Raw genomic sequence first — 12,505 nt, 5'->3', positions numbered from 1 at the left:
ACTTTGCGCGCTCCCCTAGCGGAACTTTAGTATAAGTCAGCATTCTTGCCGTAATGGATGCGCGGCCTATTTCGATCAGGTGGGCTTCGTCGCCTTGAACGTCATCCGATGCGGGTTGTGGCCGAAATTCGCGGGCCTCTGCAGGTCGGCGAAGCCGGCCTCGCCGATCAGTTCGGAGATGGCGTCCGGGGTGTAGGTCGACAGCCCGTATTGCGCCCTGAGCTTCCGGTAGTCCGAAAAGGCGGTGCGGATGAGGCCTGCGAGCGCCGCCATCAGGAAGCCGCCGCGCCAGGCGAAGCCGAGAAGCTGCGAGGCATCGGTGAGCGGGCTGACGTCGGGCGGAATGACGTCCGCTATCACCAGCTTGCCGCCGGGCCTGAGCTTGCTGCGCCAGGTTTCGAGCAGCGCCTTCAATTCGTCGCGGGAGAGATACTGGACGAGCGAATTGGCGACGACGAGATCGAGCGAAGCCTCCGGCAGAGCCTCGACCTCTTCGGGGGAGACGACCGTGATGTTGACCTTGCGGCCGAACTGGGCGCGCAGTTTGTCACGCACGGTGGGCGCAGCTTCGCAAAGATAGAGCCTGCCGCAGGCCGAGGCGACGCGTGCCGCATCGAGCGCCTCGCCGCAGCCATGGTCGAGCACGACGGCGTCGGGCGCGGGAACATGTGCGATCACGTCGCTTGCGATGGCGTGGTAGTGCAGCGCCTTGTGGCGCGGCGAGACGTAGATGGAATGTTCGCCGTTCCAGAAATCGCGCCAGGACATGGGCAGTATCGATCCTCGGGGTCGCTCACGACCGTTGCCCGATGACTAGACGCAAGCGGCAGGGCTTCGCAACAGCCGGGGTTCCGGGACGCGGCGGTTTCCGCTTAAGTCACGATTGCGTCCCCGACTCGGGGCGCGCGGGACGGGGGATGCCGATGCTGCTGCTGCCGCGATTGCTCAAGGGGTTCGTCCGGCAGGGACGCCTCACCGTCATCACGCCGGACGGCAAGCGCCACGTCTTCGGACCCGGTCCAGCCGAGATGTTGTTCGCCGGCGTGCGAAAGACGGCGCCCTCGGTCACGGTGCGCTTCCATGACAACCGTATCGAGCGCGAGCTTTTCCTCAATCCCGAGCTCGCCTTGGCCGAAGGCTACATGGATGGCCGGATCGACTTCGAGGAAGGCACGATCCACGATCTGCTGACGCTGTTCTGGCTGCAGCGCAAGGAGCTGCGGAAGCACCCGCTGCAGAAGGTGATCCGGCAGGTGCGCTTCCGCATCCGGCGCTGGCGCATGCACAACCCGCTCGGCCTCGCGGGCAAGAAGGTCAAGCACCACTACGACATCCCGACCGATTTCTATCGGCTCTGGCTCGACGAGAGCATGACCTATTCCTGTGCGTACTGGCACTCGCCGGATGTCGGGCTGGAGAACGCGCAGAAGGCCAAGCTCCGGCACATCGCCGCCAAGCTGAAGATCGAGCCCGGCATGCGTGTGCTCGATATCGGCTCGGGCTGGGGCGAACTGGCGATCTATCTGGCCAAGGCCTGCGGGGCGAAGGTGACCGGCCTCAACGTCTCGCCCGACCAGATGGCGGCGGCTGCGAGGCGCGCCGAGGCGGCTGGGGTCGGCGATGCCGTAACCTTCGTCAACAAGGACTATCGCGAGCTCACCGGGACGTTCGACCGCATCGTCTCGGTCGGCATGATGGAGCATGTCGGCGTCGCGCATTACGGCGAGTATTTCGAGGGGATCCGCGATCTCCTGACGCCGGACGGGATCGCACTCGTCCACTGCATCGGCCGCGCCGGGCCGCCTGGCTTCACCGGGCCGTTCTTCGAGAAGTACATCTTCCCAGGCGGCTATGCGCCGGCATTGTCGGAGGTGTTCGCCGCAGTCGAGCAGACCGGGCTCTGGTCCTCGGACTGCGAATTCTGGCGCCGCCACTACCACTGGACACTGGAGGCCTGGCGCGAGCGCTTCATGGCGAGGCGCGAGGAAGTGGTCGGCATGATGGGCGAGCGCTTCGCGCGGATGTGGGAGTTCTATCTCTGCGCCTGCTCGATCTCCTTCGACATCGGCGGCGACATGGTGTTCCAACTGCTGCTCGGGCCGCACAAGAGCGCCGTCCCGATCATCCGCGACTACATCGCGGATGACGAGAAGGCGCTGGCCGCGAAGGGGTTTTGAGCGGGCTGCCCTCATTGCGAGCGCAGCGAAGCAGTCCAGGAGGCGCAGGGCTCTGCCGCGCCTGGATTGCTTCGTCGCTTCGCTCCTCGCAATGACGACATAGGCCGAGGAAAGCGCCTTACCGCTTCAGATTGACGATCACCACGCCGGCGAGTGCCATGGCGCCGCCCATCAGGCCGAAGGCCGTCGGGACTTCGCTGAGCCAGAGGAAGCCGATCAGCATCGCCATCGGCGGCACGGCGTATTGGAAGTTCGACGCGCGGGCGGCCGGCAGGCGCGAGAGGGTGATCGCCCAGGTGCCGTAGGCGATCAGGCTCGGCACGGCGGCGAGATAGACCACCGACCAGAAGGAGACGGCCGGGGCGACCTGCGCCTGCGCGATCGCGGAAGGCAGGAAGGGCAGCAGCACGAAGCCGCCGATCGCCATGTTCCAGGCCGCGACATGGAGCGGCTTGTAGCGGGCGAAGAGCGGCTTCTGCACGACAGTGGTGATGGCGTTGCAGAACGCGGCGCCGAGAATCAGCAGCACGCTCATGCCGATCTCGACATCGAGCCCCTTGCCGATCGCGATCACGCCGATGCCGGCGAAGGAAAGGGCGGTGCCGAGCCAGGCGATCAGGCTGAAGCGCTCGCCCAGGATCATCATGGCGAGGACGGCGGTCATGATCGGGTTGGTGTTGATGATGAAGGCGGCAGGGCCAGCCGGCACGACGCGCTGGCCGAAGTTCAGCAGCAGCGCATAACCCGCGATAAAGATGACGCCGCCGACGAGGAAGCGCCAGATATCGGCGCTTTCTGGTAGCTTCGCCCGCGTCGCGAGAAGGAAGAGCGCGGCGGGGCCGCCGGCGAGCGCGAAGCGCAGCGCAGCCATCTCGGCCGGGCCGAAGCCGGCCAGGCCGGCGCGGATCGCCGGGAAGGAGGAAGCCCAGGCCATGACCGTGAAGGTGACGGTGAAGACCAGCGTCGGGTCGAGGCGCTGAGAACCGGAAGTGGTCGGCGCGGAGGATGCGCAGCTTGAGGAGGACATGGCGTCGATCCATCGGTGACGAAAGGTTGCTCCCGATAGACGCCTCAGCGAGCTGATTGACAAACGAACAATTCGCGCATGAGCTGTGAGGATGGATCACAGCTCGAACCTCCCTCCGCTCGACACCTTGCGCGCCTTCGAAGCCGCCGCGCGCACCGGCAGCTTCTCTTCGGCGGCCGAGGCGCTGAACCTGACCCATGGCGCCATCAGCCGGCAGATCGCCAAGCTCGAGCATTGGCTGGGCCTGCGCGTCTTCCTGCGGCAGGCGCGCGGCGTCTCGCTGACGCCGGAGGGGCAGCGCCTGCTCCAGCGCACGCAGGAGGCCTTCGCGCTGATCGCGGATACCTCCGAGCGCTGGCGCGAGGCGCGCGGCGCTTCGGTGGTGCGCGTCAGCGCGCCGCCCTCGGTTTGCGCCTTGTGGCTGATGCCGCGTCTGGCGGTTCTGGAGGCGGGCATGCCGGCCCTGCGCATCGTGCTGCAGGTCGAGCATCGCAAGGTGGATTTTGAAGAGGAAGGTGTAGACCTCGGGATACGTTGCGGACGCGGCGGCGCGCCGGACCGGCTTTCGCTCAAGTTGTTCGAGGAGTGGTGCTTCCCGATCGCCTCGCCGCAGCTCGCTGCGCTGATCGGGGAGGGGCCTCCCGAGCGACTGCTCGGCCAGCCGCTGATCCACGATTCCGACGCTGCGGGCTGGAAGGCCTGGTTCGCGGCGCAGGGGCTGGATTATCGCCCGCGCCCGCAGGACCGCCGTTTCGAGGATTACAACCTCGTGCTGGATGCTGCGGCGCACGGCCTCGGTATCGCGCTGGCCCGTCCGCCGCTGGCGCGCGAGCAGCTCACGGCGGGTCGGATCATGCGCGTGGATGCACGCGAGGCACTGAACCCCGTGTCCTACTGGCTCGACCGGCCCCATGGCGCACTCAGACCTTCGGCGGCAGCTTTGGCCGAGCGCATTGCGCGGGCGGCCGGTGCGGCCAGAGGCGACATCGAGGCGTTCCTGAGCCGGGAGGCGCGGGCTGCTTGATCCGCGTCATACTCGGGCTTGACCCGAGCATCTCGTGACCAGCAGGTGCCGGAACCTCTTTCGGCCTGAGATTCTCGGGACAAGCCCGAGAATGACGAGCTGCATTTACCGCAAGCTATGCCGCGGAGCGGCGAACTCCCCGCGCTGGCTGGCGCGGGCCATCTCGAAACTGTCGGCGATGCGTCGCGCCCTGACGATGAAGGCCTGCGCGATATCCGGCGGGCAGACCTCGTGCGCGGTGATCTCGAACAGGTCGAGCCAGCGGTCGAAATGCTTGCCCTCCAGGGGCAGGATGAGATGCGGACGCATCGGCCGGCCGTTGTAGCGGCCGGAGCGTAGCATCACGCCGCTCCAGAAATCGGTGATCTTGCCGATATGATCGTCCCAGTCCTCCACCGCTGCCGCGAAGACCGGGCCGATCAGGTCGTCCTGACGCGCCCGCTCATAGAAGGTGCGGACCAGCTCGGCGATCATCGGCTCGCGCAGGTCAGGGTGGGCAGCGCCCGGATGAATGAGGGGGTTGTCGGTCATCTTTGGGGCATTCGAGGTTTCTCGTATTGTCTGCGGGCCGAGCGGAGAAGGCTAGGCCCGCACGGTTTCTGCGACCTTGTGAGGCAGGGTGGGGTCGGGCGGGGCGATATCCTGTTGGCCGTGCTCCAGAAACAGCCGCATCTCGTCGGCGAGCGCGAAGAAGCGATCCCGCACCGCCTTGGCGTGGGGATTGGCGCGCTCGATCGCCATGAAGACGTTGGGTGCGTCGTAGCGGACCATCTCCGTCGCCTGCATCAGGTGGTCAAAGCTCGCAGTGGTCATCGTCCGGGGCAGCGGCTCCATGCGGACCAGGATCTTGGCGATGAGATGGGTCAGGCCCTGCACCATGGCAGCCTCGCGGTCATGGGCGTCGGCCGTGGTCACGATGACCTTCAGCTTGAGCACGCGGCGCAGGAAGGCGGCGATGCGCGGGGTGCTGCCGCCCCTGATCGGGCAGAGCGCGATCTTGAGCCCGTCGAGGCCGTTGCGGGCGCTCTGCGGGCCGAAGAGCGGGTGCGTGCCGATGATCTCGACATCCTCCGGCAAGGCCGCCTCCATCGCCCGTGCCGGGCCGATCTTGACGGAGCCGACGTCGAGGACCACGGCGCCGGCCTTGAGATGCGCGCGCAGCGACGCGATCGCCTCGGGGATCGCCGGGACGGGCACTGCGAGAATGACGAGATCGCAGGCCCCGATTTCGGCGGGGGAGGCGGGAACCAGCCCCTGGCCGCTCGCATCCGGCTCGGGCGGATGGGCCGGGTCACAGATGCGCAATGCAAAATGCGGCTGGAGATGGCGGGCCATCAGTCGCCCGAAGGCGCCGAAGCCCATGATGCCGATGGAGGTGACGGCTCTGATCGTGGAAGACATCGCTCTGGTCCGGTGGGAGCCGCGATGCCGGGTGATCTGCCTGAATTCAACCGCCAGCGCGGCGGTTGAACATGGGAATGCCACCGCCTCTATGAGGACGGGGCGTAATAGCTGCGGAAGCTGGCCATCAGGCTGGTCATGGCCCGTTTAAAGCTCGCGGGCGCAACGCTGTCAATCGAGCGGGGGCGAATAGTCGGTCGGCGTCAGCGTGCGGTCCTCGATCGCGCCGACCATGTCGCCGTGCTCGATCTTGGTGGCGCGCTTGATCTCGCTCCATTCCGGATCGGCCATGAAGCTCGCCCAGGCCTTGGCCTTCGTCTCGGCGTCGGGCCAGGCGAGGATATAGGCGAATTCGGTCCGCCCGGCGCTAGCCGTTTCCCACATCGCCACGATCCTGAAGCCGTGGCGGCCCATGATGCGGGCGGCATGGTCACGGAAGCGGGCATGGAAGGCCGCCTTGTTGCGCTCGAAGATCTCGTAGATGCGCAACTGGTGGATCATGCCTGCCTCCAATCGGGACTGCGTCTTACCGAGCCCTCATCCTGAGGAGGCCGCAATGGCGGCCGTCTCGAAGGATGGTCTGCCGTGCGCCGGAGCCTGCCGAAGCATCCTCGAGACGCAAGCTTCGCTTGCTCCTCAGGATGAGGGTTCTGACGCTGAAGCAGCGACCTCTTCAGGCCGCCTTCTTGCCCTTCTCTGCCACCATCAGCTCGACGAAGCGGTTGAAGAGATAGTGGCTGTCCTGCGGGCCGGGAGAGGCCTCCGGATGATGCTGGACGCTGAAGGCCGGGCGGTCGGTCAGCGCGATGCCGCTGTTCGAGCCGTCGAAGAGCGAGACATGGGTCTCGACCGCATTCGCCGGCAGGCTGGCGGGATCGACGGCGAAACCGTGGTTCATCGAGACGATCTCGACCTTGCCCGTGGTCTTGTCCTGCACCGGATGGTTGGCGCCGTGGTGGCCCTGCTTCATCTTCATCGTCTGGCCGCCGATGGCGAGCGCCATCATCTGGTGTCCCAGGCAGATGCCGAAGGTGGGGATATTCCGATCCAGCAGCTGCTTGATCACCGGCACGGCGTATTCGCCGGTCGCGGCCGGGTCGCCCGGGCCGTTGGAGAGGAAGATGCCATCGGGGGTGAGGGCCAGAATATCCTCGGCGGTTGCGGTCGAGGGCACCACTGTGACGTCGCAACCGGCCTTGGCGAGCAGGCGCAGGATGTTGCGCTTCACGCCATAGTCGATGGCGACGACCTTGAAATTGCTGGTTTCGCGCTTGCCATAGCCGGCCGGCCAGACCCAGGGGGTCTCATCCCAATCGTAGCGCTGCGAGGCGGTGACGAGCGGGACGAGGTCGAGGCCGGCCATGGAGGGCAGCTCCGCCGCCTGCTTCTTCAGCCGCTCGATGTCGAAGACGCCGTCCGGGCTGTGCGCGAGGATGGCGTTGGGCATGCCGTTGTCGCGGATCAGCGCGGTGAGTGCGCGGGTGTCGATGCCGCAGATGCCGACGATGTTCCGGGCCTTCAGCCAGGCGTCGAAATGCCGGTTGGCGCGCCAGTTCGAGGGCTCGGTGATGGCGGCATGGAGCACGCAGCCGCGCACGCCCGAGGAGGCGGCGGCGTTCACCGTCTCGGTGTCCTCCTCGTTCACGCCGACATTGCCGACATGCGGGAAGGTGAAGGTGATGATCTGCCCGGCATAGGACGGGTCGGTCAGGATCTCCTGATAGCCGGTCATCGCGGTGTTGAAGCAGACCTCGCCGGGCGCTTCGCCCACGGCGCCGAGGCCGAAGCCTTCCAGCACCGTGCCGTCGGCGAGCACGAGGAGCGCGGTCGCGTGCGGTTCGGTCCAGCCGCCTGGGGCGGGGTTTCCTTCGGAAGCGGTCATGTCTATGTCTCGGTCCAGGCCGCGCCAGCGGCAGAATGCGGGGGCGGGGCTGCAGAAATCCACTCCGCCGGTCTGGAACGCGAGCCATAAAGAGCCGGGCGCTGCCCGTCAATCAAGGTTGGCGCAGGCCGCACAAGAGAAAAAGGAACAACGAGATGACGAGCCTGCGCGAGCGCTTCACCAGCGATTTGAAGGAAGCGATGAAGGCCGGCGAAAAGGGCAGGGTTGGCGCGATCCGCCTGATCCAGGCGGCGCTCAAGGAAAAGGACATCGAGGCGCGCGGCGCCGGCAAGGGCGAGGCCACGGCCGACGAAATCCTCGGCGTGCTCCAGAAGATGATCAAGCAGCGCCAGGAATCGATCGCGATCTACGACGCCAACAACCGTCCCGAGCTCGCCGATGGCGAGCGCGTCGAGGTCGCGGTGATCTCATCCTATCTGCCCAAGCAGATGTCGGACGACGAGGTGAAGGCCGCTATCGACAAGGCCATCGCCGAGAGCGGCGCGACTGCGGTCAAGGACATGGGCAAGGTCATCGGCATCCTCCGCGCCGCCTATGCCGGCCAGATGGATTTCGGCAAGGTCAGCCCGATGGTGAAGGCGGCGCTGGGCGGCTGAGCTGCCCGGACAGCCGCTTTTCGGCTGCCGCCATCATCTTTGTGAATCACGGGAGAAAGCCAACTGCCGGCGCGATCGGCGGTTGGCTTTCGGCTTTTGCAGGTCCACATAAGGTCGATGAAATTCCCCCCTTCCGTCCTTGAGGAGATCAAGGCGCGGCTGCCGGTTTCGGCGGTCGTGGGTAAGCGCGTGCGCCTTCAAAAAGCGGGACGCGAATGGAAGGGGCTCTCGCCCTTCAACGCCGAGAAGACGCCTTCCTTCTTCGTCAACGACCAGAAGGCCTCGTTCTTCGATTTCTCCTCCGGCAAGAACGGCGACATCTTCAAATTCGTGATGGAGACGGAAGGGCTCTCCTTCCCCGAGGCGGTCGAGAAGCTTGCGGCCGAGGCTGGCGTCATTCTGCCCAAGATCACGCAGGAGGCGCAGGTCCAGGAGGAGAAGCGCAAGGGGTTGCACGAGGTCGTGGAGCTCGCGGCGCAATTCTTCGAGGCCGAGCTGATGGGCGATCGCGGCGGCGCTGCCCGGCGCTATCTCGCGACGCGCGGGCTAGACGGCGAGGCGCGCACACGCTTTCGCCTCGGCTACGGCCCGGTCGACCGCTTCGCGCTGCGCGACCATCTTGCCGGCAAGGGCGTGCCGGCCGAGCTGATGATGGAGGCGGGGCTGCTCGTGCATGGCGATGAGATCGCCGTGCCCTACGACCGCTTCCGCGACCGCGTCATGTTCCCGATCCACGATTCCCGCGGGCGCGTCGTCGCCTTCGGCGGGCGGGCGATGAGCGCGGAGGTGGCGGCGAAGTACCTCAACTCGCCGGAGACGCCGCTCTTCCACAAGGGCCACCTGCTGTTCAACCACCACAATGCCCGCAAGGCGGCGCATGACACGAGCCAGGTGATCGTGGTCGAGGGCTATGTCGACGTCATCGCCATGTCGCTCTCGGGCTTTCCGCAGACAGTGGCGCCGCTCGGCACGGCGCTTACCGAAGGCCAGCTCGGCCTGCTCTGGCGGATGGCCGACGAGCCGGTGATCTGCCTCGACGGCGACAAGGCCGGGCGCAAGGCGGCTAGCCGCGCCATCGATCTGGCATTGCCGCTCCTGGAGCCCGGCAAGTCGCTCTCCTTCGCGCTGCTGCCGGACGGGCAGGATCCCGACGATCTCGCCCGGTCGGGCGGGCGGCAGGCGATCGCGGAGGTAATTGCCGGGGCGCGCCCGCTGGTCGACATGCTCTGGCAGCGCGAGGTCGAGGCCAGCCCGCTCGACACGCCGGAGCGGCGCGCCGCCTTCGAACGCCGTCTCAAGGAGCCGCTGGCCGAGATCCGCGACGAGACGACCCGCAAGCATTACCGCCGCGAGATGGACGAGCGGCTGGCGCAGCTCTTCACCAGCGCTGCCCCGGCACGGCAGGAGCGTGGCGGCGGGGGCGGAAACTTCCAGCGCGGCCGGGGCGGACCAGCCCCGCGGGGCGGCCGGCAGGTGCCATCCTGGCTCGCCGGTCCCTTGCGGGCCTCGAGCGCGCTGACCCAGTCGCGACTCGTGGCGAAGGTGCGTGGCGAGGACCAGCGCGAGGCCTTCATCCTGCTGGCGCTGGCCAGCCACCCCGACCTCATCCTGCGCTGCGCCGACGAAATTGCCGAGCTTTCGCTGGACGGGCCAGCAGCCGAGCGCTTCCGGCAGGCACTGCTCGATGCGGTCGAGGATAAGCTCGACCGGGAGATCCTGGCGAATCGGCTGGTGCAACCGCGTGTGCGGGAGGCCCATAATCAACTCATGGCTGTCACCGGCCCCGCAGAACGGCGCAAGCTGGCGCAAGATGCTGATCCTGAATCGGTTTTTGACTCGATTTATCAGGCTATCGTCTTGCATCATCGCGCTCGAACGCTAAATAGCGAGTTGAGAGCAGCCGAGCGTGCATTGGCTGACGATGCGACCGAAGCCAATTTCGCCTGGATCAAGGACGTGAAGGCCCGCCTCGAAGCGATCGAGGGCACCGAGGCAATGTCCGAGGATTGATAGCCCAGCGAATGGTGGACGCAGGTTCGATGCGCGCGGGGCTGGTGGGGTGGTTCACGATTCGTCAACGACGTCTGGTGCCATCTGCGAATAGATTTGGGTGGGTGAGCGCGCCGGGCCTGCGGTCGCGCCGCCCTTTTATGCGTCGGTATATGACTTTTCTGGTCATGGCCGGCGCGCGAGTGCGGAGCGCTGATTGATGGCGACGAAAGCGAGCGAACGGGAAAAGACCGATCAGGTCGCGCCGGATGCCCCCCCGACTACCGACGGCCCGTTGCTCGATCTGACCGATCAGGCCGTAAGGCGGATGATCAAGCTCGCGAAGAAGCGCGGCTATGTCACCTATGACGAACTGAACGAAGTGCTGCCCTCGGAGGAGTTCTCCTCCGAGCAGATCGAGGACGTGCTCGGCCAGCTCAGCGAGCAGGGCATCAACGTCGTCGACAACGAGGATCCGGAAGCGGCAGGCGAGGAACGCGCCAACCGCAAGGATGCCGCCGGCGGCGACGACGACGAGGTCGAGGGCGGAGATCTGGTCGAGGCATCGCGCCAGACGCTTCCGACCGAGACCAAGCGCAACCTCGAGCCGACCGAGCGCACCGACGACCCGGTGCGCATGTATCTGCGCGAGATGGGCTCGGTGGAGCTTCTCTCCCGCGAGGGCGAGATCGCCATCGCCAAGCGCATCGAGGCCGGCCGCGAGGCGATGATCGCGGGCCTCTGCGAGAGCCCGCTGACCTTCCAGGCCATCATCATCTGGCGCGACGAGCTCGTCGACGGCAAAGTGCTGCTGCGCGACATCATCGATCTCGAAGCGACCTATGCCGGCCCGGACGGCAAGAACCCGGCAGTCCCCGGCGAGGAGGAGGGCGAGGAAGGCGAGCAGGCTGAGGCCGCCGAGGGCGAAGCTCCGCCCGAGATGGACGACGACGACATCGAGAACAACGTGTCGCTTTCGGCCATGGAGGCCGAGATCAAGCCGCGCGTCCTCGAGACGTTCAACGCCATCGCCGACGACTACAAGAAGCTGCGTCGTCTGCAGGACCAGGACATCGCCAACCGGCTGGAGAACACCAAGCTCTCGCCGTCGCAGGACCGCAAGTACAAGAAGCTCAAGGACGACATCATCACCGCGGTGAAGTCGCTCTCGCTCAACAACAATCGCATCGAGGCGCTGGTCGAGCAGCTCTACGACATCAACAAGCGCCTGATCGGCCATGAGACGCGCCTGCTGCGTCTCGCCGAGAGCTATGGCGTCGGCCGCGAGGACTTCCTCAAGCAGCATGTCGGCGGCGAGCTCGATCCGAAATGGCTGCTGCGCGTCTCCAAGCTCGGCTCGCGCGGCTGGAAGGAATTCGTCGCCTCGGAGAAGGACCGGATCAAGGACCTGCGCGAGGAGGTGCACACGCTCGCCTCCGAGACCGGCCTGGAGATCCAGGAATTCCGCAAGATCGTGCTGATGGTCCAGAAGGGCGAGCGCGAGGCCCGGCAGGCGAAGAAGGAGATGATCGAGGCCAATCTGCGTCTCGTGATCTCGATCGCCAAGAAGTACACGAACCGCGGCCTGCAGTTCCTCGACCTGATCCAGGAAGGCAATATCGGCCTGATGAAGGCGGTCGATAAGTTCGAGTACCGCCGGGGTTATAAGTTCTCGACCTATGCGACCTGGTGGATCCGGCAGGCGATCACCCGCTCGATCGCCGACCAGGCCCGCACGATCCGCATCCCCGTCCACATGATCGAGACGATCAACAAGATCGTGCGGACCTCGCGCCAGATGCTGCACGAGATCGGCCGCGAGCCGACCCCGGAGGAGCTGGCCGAGAAGCTGGCCATGCCGCTGGAGAAGGTGCGCAAGGTCCTGAAGATCGCCAAGGAGCCGATCTCTCTGGAGACGCCGATCGGCGACGAGGAAGACAGCCATCTCGGCGACTTCATCGAGGACAAGAACGCGATCCTGCCGATCGACGCTGCGATCCAGTCCAATCTGCGTGAGACCACTACGCGGGTGCTCGCCTCGCTCACCCCGCGCGAGGAGCGCGTGCTGCGCATGCGCTTCGGCATCGGCATGAACACCGACCACACCCTCGAAGAGGTCGGCCAGCAGTTCAGCGTCACCCGCGAGCGCATCCGCCAGATCGAGGCGAAGGCGCTGCGCAAGCTGAAGCATCCGAGCCGCTCGCGGAAGCTCCGGAGCTTCCTCGACAACTGATCGCGAGCAGGCGGGCGGCGACGCCTGCCGATCGAGAACGGAGCCCGCTTCCATGCTTTGGAGGCGGGCTTTTCTTTTGGCACGCGCTGAAGCCAGAGCCAGATCGGTCCTCCTGTGAACGAAGGATGCGGCCGGGCCGGCGGCTGGTCAGTCTG

11 protein-coding genes are annotated in these 12,505 nt (G+C 66.2%); 5 read left to right on the top strand and 6 right to left on the bottom strand.

Translation table 11 applies throughout. The features are described 5' to 3' along the window. Positions 1 to 75 precede the first annotated feature (75 nt). Positions 76 to 768 (bottom strand): class I SAM-dependent methyltransferase, encoded by a 693-nt coding sequence (locus AB4Z10_RS07570; RefSeq protein ID WP_441469770.1) that lies wholly within the window; start codon positions 766 to 768, stop codon positions 76 to 78. 149 nt (positions 769 to 917) lie between these two features. Between AB4Z10_RS07570 and AB4Z10_RS07565 the strand changes: the two genes are divergently transcribed. Beyond that, complete coding sequence (locus tag AB4Z10_RS07565) at positions 918 to 2,177, top strand: class I SAM-dependent methyltransferase (RefSeq protein WP_441469769.1); 1,260 nt, start codon at positions 918 to 920, stop codon at positions 2,175 to 2,177. A 118-nt stretch (positions 2,178 to 2,295) separates the two neighbouring features. On the opposite strand, the gene AB4Z10_RS07560 is transcribed toward AB4Z10_RS07565, so the two are convergent. Further along, positions 2,296 to 3,204, bottom strand: coding sequence for a DMT family transporter (locus AB4Z10_RS07560; protein ID WP_441469768.1), 909 nt, complete (start codon positions 3,202 to 3,204; stop codon positions 2,296 to 2,298). Between the two features lie 91 nt (positions 3,205 to 3,295). On the opposite strand from AB4Z10_RS07560, the gene AB4Z10_RS07555 reads away from it, so the two are divergent. Further along, on the top strand, positions 3,296 to 4,228 hold the full coding sequence (locus AB4Z10_RS07555; RefSeq protein WP_441469767.1) for a LysR substrate-binding domain-containing protein: 933 nt from the start codon (positions 3,296 to 3,298) through the stop codon (positions 4,226 to 4,228). 105 nt (positions 4,229 to 4,333) lie between these two features. Here the strand turns inward: AB4Z10_RS07555 and AB4Z10_RS07550 are convergent, their stop codons facing one another. The 4 genes from AB4Z10_RS07550 to carA form a co-directional block, all read right to left on the bottom strand. Further along, positions 4,334 to 4,759, bottom strand: coding sequence for a group III truncated hemoglobin (locus AB4Z10_RS07550; RefSeq protein WP_441469766.1), 426 nt, complete (start codon positions 4,757 to 4,759; stop codon positions 4,334 to 4,336). Positions 4,760 to 4,810: 51 nt separating this feature from the next. Then, on the bottom strand, positions 4,811 to 5,629 hold the full coding sequence (locus tag AB4Z10_RS07545) for a prephenate dehydrogenase/arogenate dehydrogenase family protein (protein ID WP_441469765.1): 819 nt from the start codon (positions 5,627 to 5,629) through the stop codon (positions 4,811 to 4,813). 171 nt (positions 5,630 to 5,800) lie between these two features. Further along, on the bottom strand, positions 5,801 to 6,130 hold the full coding sequence (locus tag AB4Z10_RS07540) for an NIPSNAP family protein (protein ID WP_441469764.1): 330 nt from the start codon (positions 6,128 to 6,130) through the stop codon (positions 5,801 to 5,803). Between the two features lie 172 nt (positions 6,131 to 6,302). Next, positions 6,303 to 7,511 (bottom strand): glutamine-hydrolyzing carbamoyl-phosphate synthase small subunit, encoded by a 1,209-nt coding sequence (gene carA / locus AB4Z10_RS07535; RefSeq protein ID WP_441469763.1) that lies wholly within the window; start codon positions 7,509 to 7,511, stop codon positions 6,303 to 6,305. Positions 7,512 to 7,666: 155 nt separating this feature from the next. Here carA and AB4Z10_RS07530 point away from each other — a divergent pair, with 155 nt between their 5' ends. From AB4Z10_RS07530 to rpoD, 3 genes are all read left to right on the top strand, one after another. Then, on the top strand, positions 7,667 to 8,128 hold the full coding sequence (locus AB4Z10_RS07530) for a GatB/YqeY domain-containing protein (protein WP_441469762.1): 462 nt from the start codon (positions 7,667 to 7,669) through the stop codon (positions 8,126 to 8,128). 117 nt (positions 8,129 to 8,245) lie between these two features. After that, positions 8,246 to 10,138: a DNA primase gene (dnaG, locus tag AB4Z10_RS07525; RefSeq protein ID WP_441469761.1), complete on the top strand. Its 1,893-nt coding sequence runs from the start codon at positions 8,246 to 8,248 to the stop codon at positions 10,136 to 10,138. A gap of 199 nt (positions 10,139 to 10,337) precedes the next feature. Beyond that, complete coding sequence (rpoD, locus tag AB4Z10_RS07520; protein ID WP_441469760.1) at positions 10,338 to 12,350, top strand: RNA polymerase sigma factor RpoD; 2,013 nt, start codon at positions 10,338 to 10,340, stop codon at positions 12,348 to 12,350. The last annotated feature ends 155 nt before the right edge of the window (positions 12,351 to 12,505 follow it).

It is taken from the genome of Allobosea sp. RAF48 (genome assembly GCF_052114025.1).
Lineage (GTDB): Bacteria > Pseudomonadota > Alphaproteobacteria > Rhizobiales > Beijerinckiaceae > Allobosea.
The sequence above is the reverse complement of the archived record's forward strand: the minus strand, read 5'-3'. Positions and strand labels throughout refer to the sequence as shown.

Excerpts from the sequence above, each read along its gene's own strand:
- AB4Z10_RS07570 (WP_441469770.1), bottom strand. The coding sequence starts at position 768 with ATGTCCTGGCGCGATTTCTGGAACGGCGAACATTCCATCTACGTCTCG.
- AB4Z10_RS07565 (WP_441469769.1), top strand. The coding sequence starts at position 918 with ATGCCGATGCTGCTGCTGCCGCGATTGCTCAAGGGGTTCGTCCGGCAG.
- AB4Z10_RS07560 (WP_441469768.1), bottom strand. The coding sequence starts at position 3,204 with ATGTCCTCCTCAAGCTGCGCATCCTCCGCGCCGACCACTTCCGGTTCT.
- AB4Z10_RS07555 (WP_441469767.1), top strand. The coding sequence starts at position 3,296 with ATGGATCACAGCTCGAACCTCCCTCCGCTCGACACCTTGCGCGCCTTC.
- AB4Z10_RS07550 (WP_441469766.1), bottom strand. The coding sequence starts at position 4,759 with ATGACCGACAACCCCCTCATTCATCCGGGCGCTGCCCACCCTGACCTG.
- AB4Z10_RS07545 (WP_441469765.1), bottom strand. The coding sequence starts at position 5,629 with ATGTCTTCCACGATCAGAGCCGTCACCTCCATCGGCATCATGGGCTTC.
- AB4Z10_RS07540 (WP_441469764.1), bottom strand. The coding sequence starts at position 6,130 with ATGATCCACCAGTTGCGCATCTACGAGATCTTCGAGCGCAACAAGGCG.
- carA (WP_441469763.1), bottom strand. The coding sequence starts at position 7,511 with ATGACCGCTTCCGAAGGAAACCCCGCCCCAGGCGGCTGGACCGAACCG.
- AB4Z10_RS07530 (WP_441469762.1), top strand. The coding sequence starts at position 7,667 with ATGACGAGCCTGCGCGAGCGCTTCACCAGCGATTTGAAGGAAGCGATG.
- dnaG (WP_441469761.1), top strand. The coding sequence starts at position 8,246 with ATGAAATTCCCCCCTTCCGTCCTTGAGGAGATCAAGGCGCGGCTGCCG.
- rpoD (WP_441469760.1), top strand. The coding sequence starts at position 10,338 with ATGGCGACGAAAGCGAGCGAACGGGAAAAGACCGATCAGGTCGCGCCG.